The 18,395-nt window shown below is 68.7% G+C and carries 13 protein-coding genes and 3 pseudogenes; 8 read left to right on the top strand and 8 right to left on the bottom strand.

All coding sequences use genetic code 11. The features are described from left to right. Position 1 precedes the first annotated feature (1 nt). A complete protein-coding gene (locus A176_RS16080; protein ID WP_002639643.1) occupies positions 2–697 on the bottom strand; it encodes an expansin EXLX1 family cellulose-binding protein in 696 nt (231 codons plus the stop codon). Positions 698–754: 57 nt separating this feature from the next. After that, positions 755–2,551, bottom strand: coding sequence for a vWA domain-containing protein (locus tag A176_RS16075; protein ID WP_002639644.1), 1,797 nt, complete (start codon positions 2,549–2,551; stop codon positions 755–757). 145 nt (positions 2,552–2,696) lie between these two features. Here A176_RS16075 and A176_RS16070 point away from each other — a divergent pair, with 145 nt between their 5' ends. After that, positions 2,697–3,185, top strand: a complete 489-nt coding sequence (locus A176_RS16070; protein ID WP_002639645.1) for a VOC family protein — start codon at positions 2,697–2,699, stop codon at positions 3,183–3,185. Between the two features lie 12 nt (positions 3,186–3,197). Here A176_RS16070 and A176_RS16065 read toward each other — a convergent pair whose 3' ends face one another. The 3 genes and pseudogenes from A176_RS16065 to A176_RS16055 all read right to left on the bottom strand — a co-directional run bounded on the left by A176_RS16065 (position 3,198) and on the right by A176_RS16055 (position 6,817). Next, complete coding sequence (locus A176_RS16065; RefSeq protein ID WP_002639646.1) at positions 3,198–4,319, bottom strand: heparan-alpha-glucosaminide N-acetyltransferase domain-containing protein; 1,122 nt, start codon at positions 4,317–4,319, stop codon at positions 3,198–3,200. A 20-nt stretch (positions 4,320–4,339) separates the two neighbouring features. Further along, positions 4,340–5,791, bottom strand: coding sequence for a metallophosphoesterase (locus A176_RS16060; protein ID WP_044890422.1), 1,452 nt, complete (start codon positions 5,789–5,791; stop codon positions 4,340–4,342). 112 nt (positions 5,792–5,903) lie between these two features. Continuing rightward, a pseudogene (locus A176_RS16055) lies at positions 5,904–6,817 on the bottom strand (SDR family oxidoreductase). Positions 6,818–7,000: 183 nt separating this feature from the next. On the opposite strand from A176_RS16055, the gene A176_RS16050 reads away from it, so the two are divergent. The 3 genes from A176_RS16050 (at position 7,001) to A176_RS16040 (ending at position 10,639) form a co-directional block, all read left to right on the top strand. Next, positions 7,001–8,404: a hypothetical protein gene (locus A176_RS16050; RefSeq protein ID WP_420811437.1), complete on the top strand. Its 1,404-nt coding sequence runs from the start codon at positions 7,001–7,003 to the stop codon at positions 8,402–8,404. Positions 8,405–8,582: 178 nt separating this feature from the next. Next, complete coding sequence (locus A176_RS16045) at positions 8,583–9,077, top strand: hypothetical protein (RefSeq protein ID WP_002639651.1); 495 nt, start codon at positions 8,583–8,585, stop codon at positions 9,075–9,077. Between the two features lie 11 nt (positions 9,078–9,088). Continuing rightward, positions 9,089–10,639 carry a DUF1501 domain-containing protein gene (locus A176_RS16040; RefSeq protein WP_002639652.1) on the top strand — a complete coding sequence of 517 codons (1,551 nt, stop codon included), beginning with the start codon at positions 9,089–9,091 and terminating at the stop codon, positions 10,637–10,639. A 10-nt stretch (positions 10,640–10,649) separates the two neighbouring features. Here A176_RS16040 and A176_RS16035 read toward each other — a convergent pair whose 3' ends face one another. Both A176_RS16035 and A176_RS16030 read right to left on the bottom strand, forming a co-directional pair. Continuing rightward, complete coding sequence (locus A176_RS16035) at positions 10,650–11,216, bottom strand: DUF3105 domain-containing protein (protein WP_002639653.1); 567 nt, start codon at positions 11,214–11,216, stop codon at positions 10,650–10,652. Next, positions 11,216–12,343, bottom strand: coding sequence for a hypothetical protein (locus A176_RS16030; RefSeq protein ID WP_002639654.1), 1,128 nt, complete (start codon positions 12,341–12,343; stop codon positions 11,216–11,218). The genes A176_RS16035 and A176_RS16030 overlap by 1 nt, the downstream gene beginning before the upstream one ends. A 222-nt stretch (positions 12,344–12,565) precedes the next feature. Here A176_RS16030 and A176_RS16025 point away from each other — a divergent pair, with 222 nt between their 5' ends. The 3 genes and pseudogenes from A176_RS16025 (at position 12,566) to A176_RS16015 (ending at position 17,003) form a co-directional block, all read left to right on the top strand. Beyond that, the gene (locus tag A176_RS16025) at positions 12,566–14,455 is read left to right on the top strand and encodes a M2 family metallopeptidase (RefSeq protein WP_002639655.1); all 1,890 of its coding nucleotides are present in this window, start codon (positions 12,566–12,568) and stop codon (positions 14,453–14,455) included. Positions 14,456–14,570: 115 nt separating this feature from the next. After that, positions 14,571–14,775, top strand: a pseudogene (locus A176_RS16020) (cold-shock protein). A 33-nt stretch (positions 14,776–14,808) separates the two neighbouring features. After that, positions 14,809–17,003, top strand: a pseudogene (locus A176_RS16015) (hypothetical protein). A gap of 6 nt (positions 17,004–17,009) precedes the next feature. Here A176_RS16015 and A176_RS16010 read toward each other — a convergent pair. After that, entirely contained in the window at positions 17,010–17,729 is a 720-nt protein-coding gene (locus A176_RS16010; RefSeq protein WP_002639658.1) for an FKBP-type peptidyl-prolyl cis-trans isomerase, read from the bottom strand. 229 nt (positions 17,730–17,958) lie between these two features. Here A176_RS16010 and A176_RS16005 point away from each other — a divergent pair, with 229 nt between their 5' ends. Further along, the gene (locus A176_RS16005) at positions 17,959–18,297 is read left to right on the top strand and encodes a PilZ domain-containing protein (protein WP_193409846.1); all 339 of its coding nucleotides are present in this window, start codon (positions 17,959–17,961) and stop codon (positions 18,295–18,297) included. The last annotated feature ends 98 nt before the right edge of the window (positions 18,298–18,395 follow it).

Here is an 18,395-nt window from a genome sequence, read left to right as displayed (position 1 = left end):
GTCAGCGGAACTGGCCTGAGCCCTCGACGCTGCCGTCGTCGAGGACTCGGGTCAGCGTGTCCTCCAACTGCTGGCCGTCGGGGGCGGTGACGCGGATGTCGAAGGGCCCGTCGCCCATGCCGCTGTCGTTGACGAAGTAGTTGTAGCTCTCGCGGCGCACCTCCTGCCAACCCCCGGTGCCCCGGCGCCACTCCAGCTTCTGGATGGGCAGGCGGTGGTTGCGCACCTGGATGGCGGTCCACCAGGGGTTGCTGCCGTCCTTGAAGTGGTACTCGATGTTGCCGGCCACGTCGCAGGACACGGGCGTCCAGGTGATGTCCACCCGGCCGAGCCGCATCTCCGCGATACGGGCGAAGGCTTCGCGGCTCAGGTCCAGGTGACCGGCCGCGCATTCGGGGCAGCGGTCGACGATTCGCACGCGGACGGAACCCTGGGGGCCGGTGATGTCCACGCACTGCCCACACGCCGCGCTGTTGGCGTACTGCGGCGTGTTCATGGCGGCCACCATCAAGTCCCCGGTGGGGGCGTAGCTGCAATTCCCGGAGCCGTTGGCATCGTAGAAGGTGGCGATGCCGCGCTGCTCCTCGCCCAGCGGAACACCGCCGCCGGACGGGTCTTCACTGCAAGCGCCGCAGGCGAGGATGACCGCGGCGGCCGGGAGGAGGAAACGTCGGGACTGCGAGCGGAGAGGGTGCATGGCCGCTCAGCATACCCGGTTGGCCCGGCGCGAGGCCGGGCCCTGGAGGGCAGGTGTTCAGCGGCCCCGGGCGGAGGCGCCCTTGAGCGCGCGGGCCTGGCCGACCAGGTTCACGAACTCGACGCGGTCCGCGTTGCCGTCCGTGGCGCCCTGGGCCAGCTTCTCCGCCGTGGCGAGGCTCCAGCCTTCCGAAGCGGGGCTCTCGCGCAGGATGTCCGCGGTGGCGGCCACGGCGAGGGCGAAGCGGAAGTCCGGCGACGCCTTCTCCAGCGACGCGCGCATCATGTCGCGCTGGAAGGGGAAGGCCTGCTCGGAGGCCTCGGTGCCGTTGGGGGCCTTGGCGCGCACGCGCACGGTGGCCAGGGGCTCGGTGGCGGAGTCCGTCAGGTCCACCTCGTACAGCGCGGTGACGTTGTGGCCCGCGCCAATCTCACCCGCGTCCACCTTGTCGTTGCGGAAATCCGCATCCGCGACGTCGCGGTTCTCGTAGCCGACCAGGCGGTAGCGCTTGACGGAGGCGGGGTTGAACTCGACCTGGAACTTCACGTCCTTGGCGATGACCTCGAGCGTGCCGGTGAGCTGCGTCTCGAAGACCTTGCGCGCCTCGCGGAGGCTGTCCACGTAGAAGCAGTTGCCGTTGCCCTTGTCGGCCAGCTTCTCCATCAGGTCATCGCGGTAGTTGCCCATGCCGAAGCCCACGGAGGTGAGCGTCACGCCTTCGGCCGTGTACTTGCGGATGGTCTCCAGCATGGAGTCCGCGCTGATGTTCTGGCCGATGTTGGCATCTCCGTCGGTGAGGACGACCACGCGGGACACCACGCTTCCGGACGCCTTCTTCACCGCGTGGCGGTAGGCCAGCTCCATGCCGGAGCCCATCGCCGTCCCGCCGCCCGCCTGGAGCGCGTCGAGCGCGGCGTGGATGCTCTTCACGTCGGTGGCGGGCGTGGGCGCCAGCACGTCCCGGGTGCTGCCCGCGTAGGTGACGATGGCGACGGTGTCGTTCTCGTTGAGGTTCTTGACGGCGATCTTGATGGCCTCCTTCGCCAGCGGCAGCTTGTCCTCCGAGTGCATGGAGCCGCTGGTGTCGATGAGGAACACCAGGTGCGCGGGCTTGCGCTCCGAGCGGGAGACGACCTTGCCCTGCACGCCCACGCGCAGGAAGTGGCGCTTGTCGCTGAACGGCGAGGGCGCGCCCTCCAGGTGCACGCTGAAGGCCCCCTTCTCCGGAGGCGCGTAGCGGAACTTGAAGTAGTTGACGAACTCCTCCACGCGGACGGCGGACGTCGGCGGGAGGCGGCCCTGATTGAGGTAGCGGCGCGAGACGGTGTACGACGCCGTGTCCACGTCCGCGGCGAAGGTGGAGAGCGCGTCCTTCGCCGTGTCGACGAAGCCGTGGGCCTTCCACGTCGTGAAGGAGTTGCCGCCGGTGTCGTTCCGCGCCACCGACGCGCTGTCATCGCGGGGCATCGGCTTGGAGGGCGAGGGCCCGCGCGCGGCGTGCTCCATCTCCAGCTTGCCCACGGCCATGGACTTCTTCGCCGCCGAGGGCGCCTTGTACCGCTCCGCGACCATGGCCGGCGCGGGGGGCGGGGGCGGGGCTCCCGTCGCCACGGGGGCGCCGGAAGAGGGCGCGCTCCGGTCTTCTTCAACGGAGAGGGGCTCGGCGGCGGGCACCTCCGCGGGCTTGCCCTCGTTGCCGCTGGGCATGTCGCGCGTGGCCTGTTGCGCCGGGGCGGCGGCGACGGCGCGCTCCTCGTGCGTCGGGCTGCGGCTCACGCAGGCGGGCATGCTTCCAACGACGAGCAGGGCACTGCCCCAGGCGGTCAACTGGCGCTTCAGCGAGAAGGCGGACATTCGGTCTCCAAGGTCGAGAATTGAGTGGGTCGCCGCTTGAAAACGCACGGCCTTGGAAAATGGGTCTACGGCGATGAATTTTCCGGCGAACACCCGCGCCGGCTGTCCTTGTCTGGCGCAGGGCCGTCTGACAGGGTGCCGGCCCATGCAGACCGCCAGGCCATTTCGAGTTCTGGGTATCCAGCAGATCGCCATTGGGGGCGCGGACAAGGCGCCGCTCCGCAAGCTCTGGGTTGACCTGCTGGGCTTGACGCCCCACGGCACCTACCGCAGCGAACGCGAGAACGTGGACGAGGACATCGTCACCGCGGGCGCGGGTCCCTTCAAGGTGGAGGTGGACCTGATGCAGCCGGTGGATCCGGAGAAGAAGCCGCGCGTCCACGAGACGCCGCTCAACCACGTGGGCCTCTGGGTGGACGACCTGCCCACCGCCGTCCAGTGGCTGGAGTCCCAGGGGCTCCGCTTCGCGCCGGGCGGCATCCGCAAGGGCGCCGCGGGCCACGACATCTGCTTCGTCCACCCCAAGGGCAGCGAGCAGTTCCCCTACGGCGGGGAAGGCGTGCTCATCGAGCTGGTGCAGGCGCCGAAGGAGGTCATCGCCGCCTTCGAGACGCTCGCCGCCGCGGGCCACTGAAGCCCGTGGGCGTCAAGGTCCGGCGGGGGCGTGCTGTCCCTGCCGGAAGACGCGTTCGGCGAGGCTTCGGAGCGCGGGCCGCACCACGCGCTCCAGCCGGTCCACGGCCACGCACAGGACGAAGGTGAGGCCGATGATGACGGCGGTCAGCACCCAGTACTGGAGCCAGCCGCTGCGGTCGCCGAAGAAGCGTTGGAACGAGAAGACGCCGCCGAGCCGATAGAACAGCAGCATCTCGTGGAAGAAGTACGCGGACAGCGACGAGGTGCCGAACACCTCCACGAAGCGCCGCAGCCGGGACGGTGCCGCGTCCGCGGGCATCCGGGCCTCCAGCCACGTCAGGGCGAGCAGCACGGTGCTCACCCAGCCGAAGCGCGCCGCCGCGTTGGACGGGTTGGCCACGAAGAAGCGGTGGGGTGGATAGAGGCCGTAGAGGAAGTCTCCGAGCACCGCGCCCGTGAAGCCCAGGCCCATGAGCACCAGCAGCGCCTTGATGAGTCCGGCGCGGCCCCAGGCGCCCGCCACCGTCCCCGCGAAGACGCCGAGCCACGCGTAACCCAGCCAGGGCAGGAGCGGGAAGGGGGCGAAGGTGGACTTCTCCGTCAGCGTCGCCCAGGGGCCGTCCACCTGCTCGCCAAGGGGCGACACGGCGAAGGTGAGCATGGCCAGGATGAACGCGCCGGTGCTCAAGATGCGCGGGCGCGCGGAGAGGAGCGCCGCCACGGGCAGGACGATGAGCAGGCAGAGGCCCACGCACTGGAGGATGTCCATGCGGAGGATCCACACCGGCTCACGCAGCAGCGGGAACCAGGCCCAGTTGACCAGCGTGGCCACCGCGAGCACCTCGCCGGCGCGGCGGAGGTTGCGGTGGACGCGGGTGCGCACCGTGCCGCTCGCGGCGCTGCGCACCATCATCAACGCGGTGGCGAAGCCGGCGGAGAAGATGAACGCGGGGGCCACCAGCCCGTCGACGCGCAGCAGCCGCGCCACCCATTCCGACTGGCGCAGCTCCGGCGTCAGCAAGGCCAGGGTGTGCGTCTGGACCATGAACAGCACCGCGATGCCCCGCAGCCAGTCAATGGCGCGGACGCGATCACGGGAGATGACAAGAGGGGAGGCGGGCGTGGACGTCACGGCCCGCCTACCCTACGGCATCAGCGGACCCAGCTCACGTTACTGATCGTGAATTTGGAGCCGTCCTGCTTCTCCGCGTTCGTCATGGGCGAATAGACGCGGGTGGAGAAGGTGTTGGCGGCGGTGTCCACCTCCACCAGGCGCGTCAGGTTCGACGTGTTCTCGTGGTACGCCGTCAGGATCTGGTGAATCGTGTTCCCGTGGACGCCGGTGCTCGCCAGGTACGCGGCGTTGCCCGTGTGGCCCGAGAAGACGAAGCGGACGTTGGCGTACTGCTTGATGAGCTGGTCGAACACGTACTGCGGGCTGTTGTTGCCGTAGCCGCCGTTGCGCGGCTCGATGGTGCCGCCGCCCGTCAGGTGGGAGTGGGTGTTGATGATGACGTTGTGCCGGGGGTGCTGCGCCAGCACCGTCTTGGCCCAGTCGACGGCGCCCGTGCGCGCCCACAGCTCCAGGTTCAGCACCAGCCACTCCAGGCCGCCCTCGGAGAACGTGTGGTAGGAGTTGTCGATCTTCCCCGCCTCATACACCCCGGCCAGCGCGGTGAAGCGCGTGAGCGGGATGTGCGCGTTGAAGGTGCTCGTGTCGCGCAGGTTGGCGTTGACGTTGCCGGGGCACGCGCTGCCGCCGGGGCACACGGCCGCCGTGTCGTGATTGCCAATGGCGTAGACGTAGGGGATGCCGGCGGCGTCCAGAATCTCCGTGGACACGCTGGCGCGCACGTATTGGATGTGGTCCGGCGTGTCCCAGTTCACCACGTCACCCGTGTGCAGCACGAAGCGCAGGTCCAGCGCGCTCCGGTTGTCCACCAGCCACTGCAACCGGTGGCTGAGCCGCGTGGCGGGCGTGGTGAGGACCTCGTTCTGCGTGTCCGGGATGACGGCGAAGGTGAACTTCGTGTCGACTGGTGGGGTGGACTCCGGCGCCGCGTAGAACTTGATGCCCTGGCTCACCCAGCCCGCGGCGGTGAGCTCGTTGCGCTGGGCCTCGGTGATGGCGAAGCGGTGCTTGCGCAGCGCGGTGTTGGAGAAGCGGTACACGGGGACGAGACACGCCGCGGGCGTCTTCGACGCGTAGAAGCCGACGTTCTCGTCCGTCGTGTAGCCGCCGTTCTGCATGAGGTCGTTCCGCTCGGCCTCATCGATGGTCCAGAAGTGCTCCGTGCGGCTGGGGCTGTAGATGCGGTAGACGGGCGACAGCCCCGTCCCCGTGGCGGCCGCGGCGCGAAACGCCACGCCCCGGTTGTCCGTGTAGCCCCAGGTGGTGGCGGCGTTGGCGGCCTCGTTCGCGTTGAGCGTGTAGAGGCTGTCACCGTTGGCGGGACGGATGCGGTGGTGGACCTCCCGGCTCAGCGATGCGCAGTTGAGCGCGGACTCGGTGGTGGCGACCTCACGGGTCTCCTCCACCGGTCCGCCGCACGCCGCCAGCCAACCCACCAGTGCCACGGGAACTGCGGTTCTCAGGTGCCTCAAAGATGTCTCCTCGCAGGGGTGTGATGCGGCCAAGGGTCGCCGCTAAAACATGTATTGCGAGAATTCCCATAGCACCTGAGGTGCGGTCATCAAAGACCCACTTGGGGAGTGTCTACCGGTAACCAGTCGCGTCCGCGGGCTTCCCGGCGTCCTGGACCTCGGGCACGTAGCGCCAGGCATCGGGCTGACTGCCGTCCACGTCGGTGAAGCCGTACACGCGGGCCAGTTGTCCGCTGGAGAGGGACTGCCCGTTCCACCGTGCCCGCTCCGGGTCCGCGGCGAGCGCGGCGACAGCGCGGCCCACGTAGGCCGGTGACTCCGAGATGACGAAGTGGGGCTCCTTCGCCGTGGCGTCGCGCCAGTTGTCTTCGGTGACGCCGAAGTGCTCCAGCATGCCTTCGGAGCGCATCCAGCCCGGCGTCAGCGCGACGGCGGTGCCGCCATGGGGTTTCAACTCCTGGCCCTGACTCCAAGCCAGACGGAGGAGCGAGTTCTTCGCGAGGTCGTAGAACGCGGAGATGCGGTACTTCGCCGCGTTGTACTCGGCGGTGCCGTCGGTGACTTCGATGACGAGTCCCCCCGGCCGACGGATGAGCAGCGGCAGGGCGAAGTGACTGGTGATGAGGTGGGTCTCCACGCCCAGCCGGAGCAGTCGCAATCCCTTGTCGAGCGAGTGCTCCCACACGCTCTTGTTCCATTCGAAGATGTGCTCGCCGCCCCAGATGTCGTTCACCAGCACGTCGAGCCGGCCCTGCTCACGGTCGATGCGCTCCACCAGGGCGCGCACCTGCTCGGGCTCCAGGTGGTCCACCTGCACGGCGATGCCGGTGCCCCCCGCGGCCGTGACCATCTCCGCCGTCTCCTCGATGGTCTCCGGCCGGTTCTGTTCCGAGCGCTGCGCCCGCGTTGACCGACCTGTCACGTAGACGGTGGCCCCCGCCGCGCCGAGCTGCACCGCGATGCCCCTGCCCCGCCGCGCGTGCCGCCCGCCACCAGCGCCACACGTCCTTTCAATGTCCCTGTCATGTTTGTCTCCTCAGTGGAACTTCGTGTTGGAGGGCAAACCTACGAGGGATTCTTGACACCTCCTGTCAGGATTGGGGCCGTTGGCTCGCTTCGAGCAAGAAGCCACTGCGACCGTTTCGGGGCTCGCCTGTTCGACCGTGCACGCGTCCACACGACGCAAGCCGTACGCGAGGAGGTTGCGTGATTCGACGATTCATCCTGTGCGCCGCGGCCCTCTGCCTGCCAGGCGTGGCGCTCGCCAAGCCTCCGGCGGCGGGCGGCGTCTGTGCCACCTATCCCAGCGCGCCTGCCTGCATGGGCCAGCAGCCGGCTTGCACGCTCTGTCACTCCGCGCCACCGCAGCGAAATGTCTTTGGCGCATCGCTGGAACCGCACCTGGCCCCAGGCGCGCCGCGTCCCTTGTCGGACGGTGATTTCGCCATGGCCCTGCCCGCGGCGTTGCGCGCCGTCGAGGCGGAGGATGCCGATGGTGACGGCGTCCCGAACGTGGAGGAGCTGCTGCGAGGCACGTGGCCGGCGGACCCCGTCAGCGTTCCGAAGGCGCCGCGGGACTGCGCCTCGGGCTCGAATCCCGTCTACGACGTGTGCCGTTACGACCCGCGCTTCGCCTACCGGCGGGTGCTGCTCGACTTCTGTGGGAAGTCGCCCACGTACGCGGAGCTCCAAGCCTTCACCGCGCGAACCGAGGAGGGGCAGCGCGAGTTCCTCAGCGTCGAGCTGGACCGTTGCACGGAAGGGGAGTTCTGGCGGGGGAAGGATGGCCAACTGTGGAAGCTGGCCCATCCGAAGATTCGCCCGGTGGGCTCCATCAAGTCGGGCGAGGACGCAGGCCCCATCCCGCTCGCGGACTACTACGATGATTATGCCCTGTACGCGTACACGCAGCTCGACGGGCACGACGCGCGCGAGGTGATGACGGCGCGGTACCACGTGCGCCGTCAAACGGAGCCTACGCGCTACACCGCGACGCCCTCGTTGCCTTCCCAGTTCGTCGAAGAGGCTCGCCGCGCGGGCAACCTCACATCGAGGTGGAGTCTCATCTCGTTCGTGATGTTCACCGCGCTGCCTCGGAACGCGGCGTCCCAGAGCTACCGCGCCTACCTGGGGCTCGACATCGCGATGCAGGAGGGCCTCTACAGCATTCCCGGAGAGCCTCGGGACTACGACGCCAAGGGCGTCCAGGCGCCCGCCTGCGCCGCGTGTCACGCGACGTTGGATCCGCTGAGCTATCCCTTCCGGAACTACAACGGCATCGCGGGCCTGTCCTCGGCGCGCTACGAGACCGGCCGCATCGAGCGATACTTCGCCGCCGAGGCGCCCACCATCACCCAGATACCGGAGACCGGTTACCTGCTGGGCCAGCCCGTCCGCGACCTCCAGGAATGGGCCCAGGTGGGCGCCAACAGTGATGCCTTCGCCATCGCCGCCGTTACGGACTACTGGAAGTTGCTGGTGGGCCACGCACCCACGGCCGAGGAACAGACGGAGTTCGTCGCCGTCTGGCAACGCTTCAAGGGCACGCATGGGTACAGCGTGCAGCGGATGCTTCACGACCTGATTCGGACGGAGGCCTACGGTGCGCCTTGAGACCTGCGTGTTCGTAGCGGTCCTCGCGCTGGCCGGATGTTCGCGGCAGCCCGTGGCCAGGGATGGGGATGCAGATGCGGGAACACCGCCGCCGCCGGGGACCGAGCCAGATTCTGGGACGCCCCCCGTCGCGGCAAAATCGACTCGGAACAACCTCCGCTTCAAGGGGCCTGAGCGGTTGACGGCGGACTTCGCGGCGGCGCTGGAGTTGCCTCCGGACCAGTTGTGCAACGAGCTGGGGCAGTACTCGTGCGCCGAGTCCGTCCACACCGTCACGCTGGGGGGCGTTGACCCCTACCAGAGCGGCATCTACGAGCCGCTTCCCATCACCGGTGTGACGACGCCCATCGCCGTGGACCGGATGGCGCTGGCGGGGTGTTCGCGGCGCGTCGAGCTCGACGTGGCCACGCCTTCGCGGGCGGTCCTCTTTCAGGGCGTGGCGCTGGACGCGCAGGGCCGGTTGGTGGACCGCGGTGGCACGTCGGTGAGGACCGCCATCAACGTTCTCTATCAGCGAGGCCTCCAGCGGGACGCCCACGCCTCCGAGTTGGAGGCGTGGGTCCAGCTCGCAGCGGACATCGAGTCCTCGTCGAGCAGTCCTCACCCGGGTCGCGACTGGATGACCGCGGTCTGCTTCGCCGTCCTCTCCTCCGCCGAGTCCGTCTTCTTCTGAAGGAGCCCACCATGTCACTTCGCAAAGATGGCCGGCTCTCTCGCCGGGAGTTGATGAAGGCGCTGTCGATGTGCGGTGCGGGTGCGACGGTGCTGGGCCCGCTGCTGACAGGTTGCCGTGAGTCGCTCGAGTCGCCCGCGTCTCGGGAAGCGCAAGGCGGTGTCCGCCGGGCGCGGCTCGACGGCAAGCCTCGCTTCCTCATCGTGGTGGGCGCCGCGGGAGGGGCCTCCATCGTCGACAGCTTCCTGGCGGTTCGTGCCTCGGAAGCAGGTGTCGACGCCGCGCGCGTCAACACCTTCGCGGATGAACAGGTGCTGAACGTACCGGGCTCGCCCTTCCGCGCGGTGCGCGTGTCCAGTCCACGCCTGGGCGACATTCCCGTGCCGGTGGTCGCGGACCAGCTTCCCTTCGTGACGAAGCACAAGGACTCGATGTTGGTGGCGACGACGGTGGGCACGTCCGTCAACCACGCCATCGCGCAGAAGCGGAGCCTCACGGGCAACGCGGCGTGGCGGGGTCGGACGCTCCAGGAATGCGTGGCCCTGCAATACGGTGCGGGGTGCCCCATTCCCAATGTGAACATGGGGGCGGGGGGCTATGCGGAGCGGGGGACGGATGTGTCGCTGCCCTCGCACTGCTATGGCGAGGTGGTGACCCATGCGTCGCTGTGGCCGTTGGGGCTCGATGGCCGCAAGGGGCTCAAGGGCGCACCGTCGGAGGCCGTGATGGCCATGGCCCGGCGGACGCGGAACACACTGGATGCGCGGTCCGTCTTTGGTCAGACGTTCGAGGATGCCCCGGCGCTGCGTCGCTGGAATGACCAGCGCATCGTGGGGCAGCCCGCCTTGGAGATGCAGGACCTCATCAACCGCCTCAGCGTGTTGCCGGATGCACCGCCTCGGCTTCCGTTGTCTGAGTTCGGCCTGACGGGCTCTCCGGATGGCGCCCGGCTCCGCGCGGCGTTTCCGGATTACCTCACGGACCCGGTGGAGGGGCAGGCGGCCCTGGCGTACCTGCTGCTCAAGAACCGCGTGTCGGTGACCGTGACGTTGGGGCCGTCGTTCAACGTGTCGGTGGGCGGGGACTTCGGCATCGCGAATCCGCCCCTGGCCTTCGACTTCAGCCACAACGACCACCGCACCGGGCAGGCCTTCATGTGGGCGCGGGTCCTGCGCATCGTGGACAAGCTCATCGACCTGCTCAAGTCCGAGCCATTCGACGTGTCGACGGGCGAGAGTCTCTGGGACCGGACGTTGATCTACGTCGCCACCGAGTTCGGTCGCACCCGGTCCCGTGTCGCGAACGCCACCGCGTTTGGCAGCGGGCATGACCTCAACAACGGCTTCCTGCTGCTCTCGCCGATGCTGAGGGGCAACACCGTGCTGGGTGGCATCGACCCGCGCACGACGCTGACCTACGGCTTCGACGCGCGCACCGGCACGCCCTTGCCGGGGAAGCTGGAGTCGAACGAGGCGGACATCTTCTCCGGCATCCTGACGGCCCTGGGCGTGGACACGTCGGGCAGCGGCCTTCCCGACGCGAGCGCCTTCCTGCCCGGCTGAACCGCGGACTTCAGAAGAGTCCGCTCGGGCACGTCAGGTACGGCTCCGGCGCGCCCTGGTCCTGAAGCGCCATGAGGCAGCGGAGCGCCTCGGGGTCGGCGGAGTCCGCCAGGTATGTCCGCCGCCACAGCATCGCGGCCACGCGCTGGGGCAGCCCGGGGGCTGGCGCGATGAGGGCCCGGTGAACGCCGTTGCCGCCTCGCGGGGCGGTGGCCGCGGCGGCTTCGAGCTTCGCCACCTCGTCGGGGCACCCGTCCGGGCAGTTGTAGAGGAACACCGCGTGGCCGTGCTCCAGGTTGTGGATGTAAAGGCACGGGTGGACCGGCTCCGAGTGCAGGAGGCACGGGGCGACGTTGCCGCAGTGGAGGCCGGAGTTCGGCGGGTTCTCCTCGTTGCCACACCCTTCGGTGGAGCACGAATCGAGGTGGTGCGAAGGGCTCGGTGCCGACAGCGGAAAGCTGAACCGCGCACACGCGGCATCCGGATCGACTTCGGTCTCACCGCAGCCCGTGAGCGCGGCGAGCGTGAGGAGGGGGAACAGGCGAGAGCGGGGCATCACGGCCGCGTCATACCGCATCAGCCTGGAAACGCACCTCGCCGCTCCACGTCGGTGCCTCGCAGTCCCTTGAATCCCAGGGACGCTGCGAGGCGAAGGAAGTCGGCTTGGGGCAGGCTCAGGTCGCTGACGCCAGGGTCGAAGTTCAACGTCGCCAACAAGGCTTCGAGGACCATCGGGACGCGGCTGCGCACGGAGAAGTCCACCTTGCCGGGGAGGTAGCCCGTGTTGGCGGCGATGACGATGTGGTCCGGCAGCCGTTGGGCCCACCGCACCGCCACCTGGGGATGCACCTGCGCTTCCGAGCTGAAGAGCAAGAAGACGATGTTGTTCGTCGTGCGAGGAGGCGTCTTCGAACACCGCGCCGTCTCGCGCTGCACCTCCAACCGGCAGTCGTGCAACGTATCGACGCCGGGCACGTTGCCTCGCGTGATGTCGGTGGCGCTGCCCGCGCGCAGCAGCACCTCCAGGGCCATGGGCGCGGCGAACCGGGACGACCGCCGGGCCGCGTTCAGCAGCGACACCGCCTCCGTCACGGCCGTACGTCCAGCCCGGCGCAGGGCGTCTTTCATGAACGGAATGGGCGCATCCGCGCCGTGCGCCGCCACCGTCCCGAGGACGGCGAGCCACTCCATCGGGCCCGGGATGACGCTGGGCGACGCGAGCAGGTAGGTGAGCAGGCTCGCGTTCACCGCGGGCTCCAGCCCTCGCGCGGAGAGCAGGGTGGACCCCGGATAGCCGTCAGTCGTGCCCTGGGGCGCCACGACGAGCGAGGGGATGCCGTTCGGCGAGCCCGTGGCGTTCGCGCCTTGAGACTCAGTCCCGGCCGTCTTCCCAGCGTCGGCCCGAGGCGGCGGCCGGTTCGCGGGTTCGAGGATGACCAACGCGTCCGGGGCCACCAGCCGCAGCCGATCCCGCATGGCCGGCGAGAAGGCGTGCTCCCCCTTGTCCGGCACACGCGCCGTCACCCGGGCTCCCGCGGCCTGAAGGGCGCGAAGGGCCAGCACACCCGCGGTGAGTCCCTCCACGCCGGGGTGGGGCACCACCACCACGCGGCGGTCCTTCAGTGTCGCGAGGAAGCGGCGCGCCTCGGTCAGCGCGGCTTCCGGTGCGGGCCAATGCGGGTCCTGGGGATGTCCGAGCAACATGCGCGAAGGTGTAACGCTGCTCTGACATCCAGGCGGCGGGGGGCGGAGAGGCCGGACGGTGCCCGGCCGGGCGGTTGCGGGCCCCGTCACCTGGGGTCACCCGAAGACGTGTCGCGTCGCGTCGGCGGCGGTGGACGCACGACCGTATGGGGGATGACAGGTGCCAGCGGACGCCCAGTTTCGGAGTGTCATCCGCCGCGCCTTCTTCTACGGTCCGGCGCCATGAACCGGAAACATCCCCTGAATTCCCTCCTGCGCACGGCCGCCGTGGCCGTCGCGCTGCCCGCCTTCCTGGGGTGTGCCCAGGACTCCCAGGCGACGCGCGAGGCGCCCCCCGCGGCCGAGTCCCAGGCCTCCACGAGCGCCGCCGCGTCCCAGCCCACGCCCGAAGAGGCGAAGGCGTTCGCGGAGAAGATCAACGCGGACTTGAAGGCCCTGTGGACGAAGCAGGCCACCGCGGAGTGGATCAAATCCACGTACATCACCGACGACACCGAGCGGAACGCGGCGTACGTCAACGAAGAGGTGCTGGCCTACGTCAACGGCGCCATCAAGGAGGCGCGCCGCTTCGACGGCCTGACGCTGGACGCGGACACCGCGCGCATGCTGCACCTGCTCAAGGTGTCGCAGGCGCTGCCCGCGCCGTCGGACGCGCAGAAGCGGTCCGAGCTGGCCGCGACGGCGGCGAAGCTGGAAGGCCTCTACGGCAAGGGCAAGTACTGCGGTCCGGACGGGAAGGGGAAGTGCCGCGACCTCGAGGTGCTGTCCGACGTCATCGCGGAGAGCCGCAACTACAACGAGCTGCTCGACGCATGGCAGGGCTGGCACTCGGTGGCCCGTCCCATGCGTCCGCTGTACGAGCGCCTGGTGTCCATCTCGAACGAGGGCGCCAAGGACATTGGCTTCAACGACCTGGGCACGCTGTGGCGCTCCGCGTACGACATGCCGCCCGCGGAGTTCGAGGTCGAGGCCCAGCGCCTGTGGGGCCAGGTGAAGCCGCTCTATGACGACCTGCACTGCTACGTGCGTGGCCGGTTGGCGAAGCAGTACGGCGCCGACAAGGTCCCCGAGGGCAAGCCCATTCCCGCGCACCTGCTCGGCAACATGTGGGCGCAGGAGTGGAACAACATCTACCCGCTGGTGGAGCCCTTCCCGGGGCAGGCCAGCCTGGACGTGGACGCGGCGCTGAAGCAGCAGAAGTACGACGCGATGCGGATGGTGAAGCTGGGTGAGAAGTTCTTCACCTCGCTGGGGCTCAAGGAGTTGCCGCAGACCTTCTTCGAGCGCTCGCAGTTCACCAAGCCGGAAGGCCGTGACGTCGTGTGTCACGCCAGCGCGTGGGACGTGAACTTCGACAACGACCTGCGCATCAAGATGTGCATCAAGCCCACCGAGGAGGACCTGGTCACCATCCACCACGAGCTGGGCCACAACTACTACTACACGTACTACTACCAGCTCCCGGTGCTCTATCAGGCCGGCGCCAACGACGGCTTCCACGAGGCCATTGGCGACGCGCTCACGCTGTCCATCACCCCGAGCTACCTCCAGCAGGCCGGTTTGCTGAAGGCGGTTCCGAAGAACGAGAAGAACCTCATCAACCTCCAGATGAAGGACGCGCTGGAGAAGATTGCCTTCCTGCCGTTCGGTCTGCTCGTGGACCAGTGGCGCTGGGAGGTGTTCTCCGGCCGGGTGCAGCCGGCGGACTACAACAAGTCCTGGTGGACGCTGCGGGAGAAGTACCAGGGCGTGGGCGCGCCGGTGGCGCGGTCCGAGCAGGACTTCGACCCGGGTGCGAAGTACCACGTGCCCGCAAACGTTCCGTATACGCGTTATTTCCTGGCGCGAATCCTCCAGTTCCAGTTCCACAAGGCGCTCTGTGAGGCGTCTGGTTACAAGGGCGCCCTCCACGAGTGCTCCATCTATGGGAACAAGGAGGCCGGCAAGCGGCTCCAGGCCATGTTGGAGTTGGGCGCGAGCAAGCCGTGGCCCGACGCCCTCCAGGCCATGACGGGGACCCGGCAGATGGACGCCACGCCGCTGCTCGACTACTTCAGCCCGCTGCGCACCTGGCTCCAGGCCCAGAACAAGGGCCAGAAGTGTGGTTGGTAACGGTCTTGAGTAGACGCGCCGGGCGGCCACGCTTAAATTGCGACCGTCTAGGCGGGTTCGCTCGTAGGACCGGACGGCGGATATTCGCGTCCGTGACGAAAGAAGAAGAGCGCAAATGGCTACTGGTACCGTGAAGTGGTTCAACGATGCGAAGGGTTTCGGCTTCCTCACGCAGGACGGTGGTGGTGAGGACGTGTTCTGCCACCACACGGCCATCAACATTGGATGGCTTCCGCACCCTGCAGGAGGGCCAGAAGGTGGAGTTCGAAGTGACCCGCGGCCCCAAGGGTCTGCAGGCGCAGAACGTCCGCGCGGCCTGAGCCGAGCGTCGTTCGAACTGCTTCTGTTGCATCATGAGGGTCCGGCCCCACGGGGTCGGGCCCTTCGTGCTTTCTGGAGTGCCCACCGTGTTTTCGTCGACGAAGTTCCGTCTCCGCCGCGCCTGCTGGCTGCCTGTTCTCGCCGCGCTCGGGTGCTCCACCACGCCGGCCGTGCCAGCGAGCACGCGTCAGTCCGAGTCCCCAGAAGCCGCGGCTCCCGCTTCGCCGGGACCCCAGGAGTCCGCCATGACGCCCGCGTTCGACGCCGCCGCCCTGAAGGCCGAGCTCGTGGCTCGCCATGGCGAGGCGCAGCGGGCCCGCATCGAGCGAGGGGTGGACCAGGTGGCGGCGATGTGGCGACCGGAGGACGGGGACCTCGCCCAGTTCACACGTGAACAGTTCTTGTCGGAGCCCCAGGCGCTCGACGCGACCTTCCAGCGGCTGGAGCGCCTGTTCGAGCAGCTCGACGGGCACCTGTACGAGATCAGCCGGGAGCTCAGTTGGTACACGGACCTGGACCTGGGTCCGCTGCTGCCGGTGGAGCCGTTGCTCGCGGCGTATGACCCCGCGGCGAGTGTCACGGAGGACCTGTTCCGCGCGCGCGTGGGCTTCGTGGTGCTGCTCAATTTTCCGCTCACCACGCTGGCGGAGCGCGTGGAGCAGGGGCCCACGTGGACTCGCCGTCAGTGGGCGGAGGCTCGGCTGGCGGGGCGCTTCAATCGGCGCGTGCCCGCGGCCATCGAGCAGGCGTCCTCGCGCGCCATCGCCGCGGCCAACCTCTACATCGCCGAGTACAACATCTGGATGCACCACCTGGTGGACGCGCAGGGACGCCGGCCCTTCCCGAAGGGGCTGCGTCTCATCAGCCACTGGAACCTGCGGGACGAGCTGAAGGGTGACTACGGCGACACGGCCACGGGCGCGCTGAAGCAGCGGATGATCGTCCAGGTGATGGAGCGCATCATCACGCAGTTGATTCCCGCCGCCGTCATCGACAATCCCCGGCTGGATTGGGACCCGTTCACCAACGCCGTCACGGTGGCGCCCGCGGAGACGGTGGAAGCGGATGCCCCCGCGCGCACGGAGAAGCCGGACGCGGCGCCAGAGCCGGACACGCGGTATGCGCACCTGTTGGCCACCTTCCAGGCCGCGCGCGCGGCGGACCCCTATGTGCCGGTGGCGCCCACGCGCATCGCCCGCAGCTTCGAGCTGACGCGCGAGTTGCCCGAAGCGCGCGTGCGGGCGCTGCTGACGCAGGTGTTGGAGTCGCCGCTGGTGCCGCGCGTGGCGAAGGAGATCAAGACGCGCCTGGGCCGCGAGCTGGAGCCGCAGGACCTCTGGTATCCGGGCTTCAATCCCGGAGGCAAGCGTCCGGAAGCGGAGCTGGATGCGTTGACGCGCAAGCGCTACCCCACGGCGGAGGCCTTCGCGAAGGACCTGCCGCGCATCCTCCAGGGGATGGGCTTCACGAAGGCGAAGGCCACGTGGCTGGCGGAGCGCATCCGCGTGGACGCCTCACGGGGCGCGGGACATGCGATGCCCGCGCTGCGACGCGGTGACTTCCCCCGGCTGCGCACGCGCGTGGAGAAGGGGGCATGGACTACAAGGGCTACAACATCGCGGTGCACGAGCTGGGGCACAACGTGGAGCAGGTGTTCAGCCTCTACGGCGTGGACCACACCCTGCTCACGGGCGTGCCCAACAACGCCTTCACGGAGGCGCTGGCCTTCGTGTTCCAGTCGCGGGACCTGGAGCTGCTCGGCCTGGGCAAGCCCGACGCGGCGAGCGAGCGGGAGCGGGTGCTCGGCGAGCTGTGGCAGACGTGGGAGCGCTCTGGCATCGCGCTGGTGGACATGGAGGTGTGGCACTGGATGTACGCGCATCCGGACGCCACGCCCGCGCAGCTTCGCGAGGCGGTGGTGGGCATCTCCCGGAGCGTGTGGAATCGATACTTCGCGCCGGTGCTGGGCGGGGAGGGGAGCTCGCTGCTGGCCGTCTACAGCCACATGATCAGCTACCCGCTCTACCTGCCCGACTATCCGCTGGGCCACCTCATCGCGTTCCAGATTGAAGAGCACCTGAAGCGCAAGGGCTCGCTGGGCGCGGAGTTCGAACGGATGGCCACCTACGGCTCGGTGACGCCGGACCAGTGGATGGTCCACGCGACGGGGGCCCCGGTGAGCGCGGAGCCACTGCTCCGCGCCGCCGAGAACGCGCTCACGCGTTGAACAGGACTACGGCTGCCGCGACGTGTCGCCCGGGATGTCGATGAGCTCGACATCGAAGACGAGCACGGCGTTGGGCGGGATGCGGGAGCCGGAGGGCGGGCGCTCGCCGTAGGCCGTGTTGCCGGGGCAGGTGAGCTTCGCCTTGCCGCCCACCTTCATCTTCCCCACGCCCTGCGTCCAGCAGGGGATAACGCCGTTGAGCGGGAACTCCACGGGGATGCCGCGCTTGGCGGAGGTGTCGAAGACGGTGCCATCCACCAGCCGGCCCTCGTAGTGGACCTTCACGGTGTCGATGGCGCGCGGGCTGCGGCCCGTGCCCGCCTGGACCTGCTTGTAGACGACGCCGGAGGGAAGCACCTCCGCGCCGGGCTCCTTCGCCGCGCGGTCCAACGTGGCCTTGCCAGCGAGGGCCTGTCGTCCCTTGGCGAAGGCCTGGATGCGCTGGCCCTGCTCCTTGGGGTCCACGTCCGACGTCTTGCCCGCGAGGCCGTCCGTCAGACCTCGCTGGAGCACGCTCAGCTCCTCGGGCGAGAGGGCGAAGAGGGACAAGTCACGGCCGAGCGAGATGCCGAGGGTGTAGATGGTTTGCTCGTCCTCGGCGGAGAGTGGCGCGGGCGCTGGCTCGGTGGCCGGTGCCGCCTTGGCCGCGGGCTTCTTCGCCGATTTCGAATCCTGCGCCTGGGCCCCCGTCGCGCCGAGCGCGAACACCAGGGCCGCCGTCCACATCGATCGCATGCATCCACCTTTCATGAAGACGGGCGCACTATAGAGCGCCGTCGCTCGCGCTGTGGACACAAGCCGGCGCGAAGAATTCAGCGAGGAAGCACAGCGAGCCCGCGAGGCCTTCGTGAGGCGACCGTTTTCTTGCGAGTTCGGCGCTCGCCTCTACCCTGCATCCAGGTTGCTTCACCCCCGGAGCAACCTGTTGCACCACCTGACCGGAGGCGAAGAAGCCATGAGCGACAAGCGGAAGAACAAGCGGGCGCCCCTCGACATCTACCTGAACAAGTACATGGGTGGCGTGCCGTACATGTCGCGGGCCGCGGACATCAGCCAGGAAGGGCTGAGCCTCGCCCGGCTGCTCGAGCCTCAGCACGAGGCGAAGCGCATCGGCCTTCAGTTCCAGCTCCCGGGCTCGGAGGAGATCATCTACGCCGAGGGTGAAGTGGTGCGCGAGTGGGCGGAGCTGGGCACGGCCAAGCGTGATCGCTCGGGTGTCCGCTTCACGCTGCTCACCGACCGTCACCGCAAGATGATCGACGCCTACGTCGACCGCCACGGTAACGAGAACTGAAGGACGCACCGGCGTTGTGCCCGCGGTGCCTGCCTTGACTTCCCCAGAAGCAGGCCCGTTGAATGGGGCGCCATTCGACCCTGAGACGACGTGTGACG

This window comes from Myxococcus hansupus (genome assembly GCF_000280925.3).
Taxonomy (GTDB): Bacteria; Myxococcota; Myxococcia; order Myxococcales; family Myxococcaceae; genus Myxococcus; species Myxococcus hansupus.
The sequence above is the reverse complement of the archived record's forward strand: the minus strand, read 5'-3'. Positions and strand labels throughout refer to the sequence as shown.

What these genes read in the sequence shown, in the direction of transcription:
- A176_RS16035 (WP_002639653.1), bottom strand. Translation starts at nt 11,216, where the DNA reads ATGCGGTATGACGCGGCCGTGATGCCCCGCTCTCGCCTGTTCCCCCTC.
- A176_RS16030 (WP_002639654.1), bottom strand. Translation starts at nt 12,343, where the DNA reads ATGTTGCTCGGACATCCCCAGGACCCGCATTGGCCCGCACCGGAAGCC.
- A176_RS16040 (WP_002639652.1), top strand. Translation starts at nt 9,089, where the DNA reads ATGTCACTTCGCAAAGATGGCCGGCTCTCTCGCCGGGAGTTGATGAAG.
- A176_RS16025 (WP_002639655.1), top strand. Translation starts at nt 12,566, where the DNA reads ATGAACCGGAAACATCCCCTGAATTCCCTCCTGCGCACGGCCGCCGTG.
- A176_RS16010 (WP_002639658.1), bottom strand. Translation starts at nt 17,729, where the DNA reads ATGTGGACGGCGGCCCTGGTGTTCGCGCTCGGCGCGACGGGGGCCCAG.
- A176_RS16075 (WP_002639644.1), bottom strand. Translation starts at nt 2,551, where the DNA reads ATGTCCGCCTTCTCGCTGAAGCGCCAGTTGACCGCCTGGGGCAGTGCC.
- A176_RS16080 (WP_002639643.1), bottom strand. Translation starts at nt 697, where the DNA reads ATGCACCCTCTCCGCTCGCAGTCCCGACGTTTCCTCCTCCCGGCCGCC.
- A176_RS16005 (WP_193409846.1), top strand. Translation starts at nt 17,959, where the DNA reads ATGAGCGACAAGCGGAAGAACAAGCGGGCGCCCCTCGACATCTACCTG.
- A176_RS16070 (WP_002639645.1), top strand. Translation starts at nt 2,697, where the DNA reads ATGCAGACCGCCAGGCCATTTCGAGTTCTGGGTATCCAGCAGATCGCC.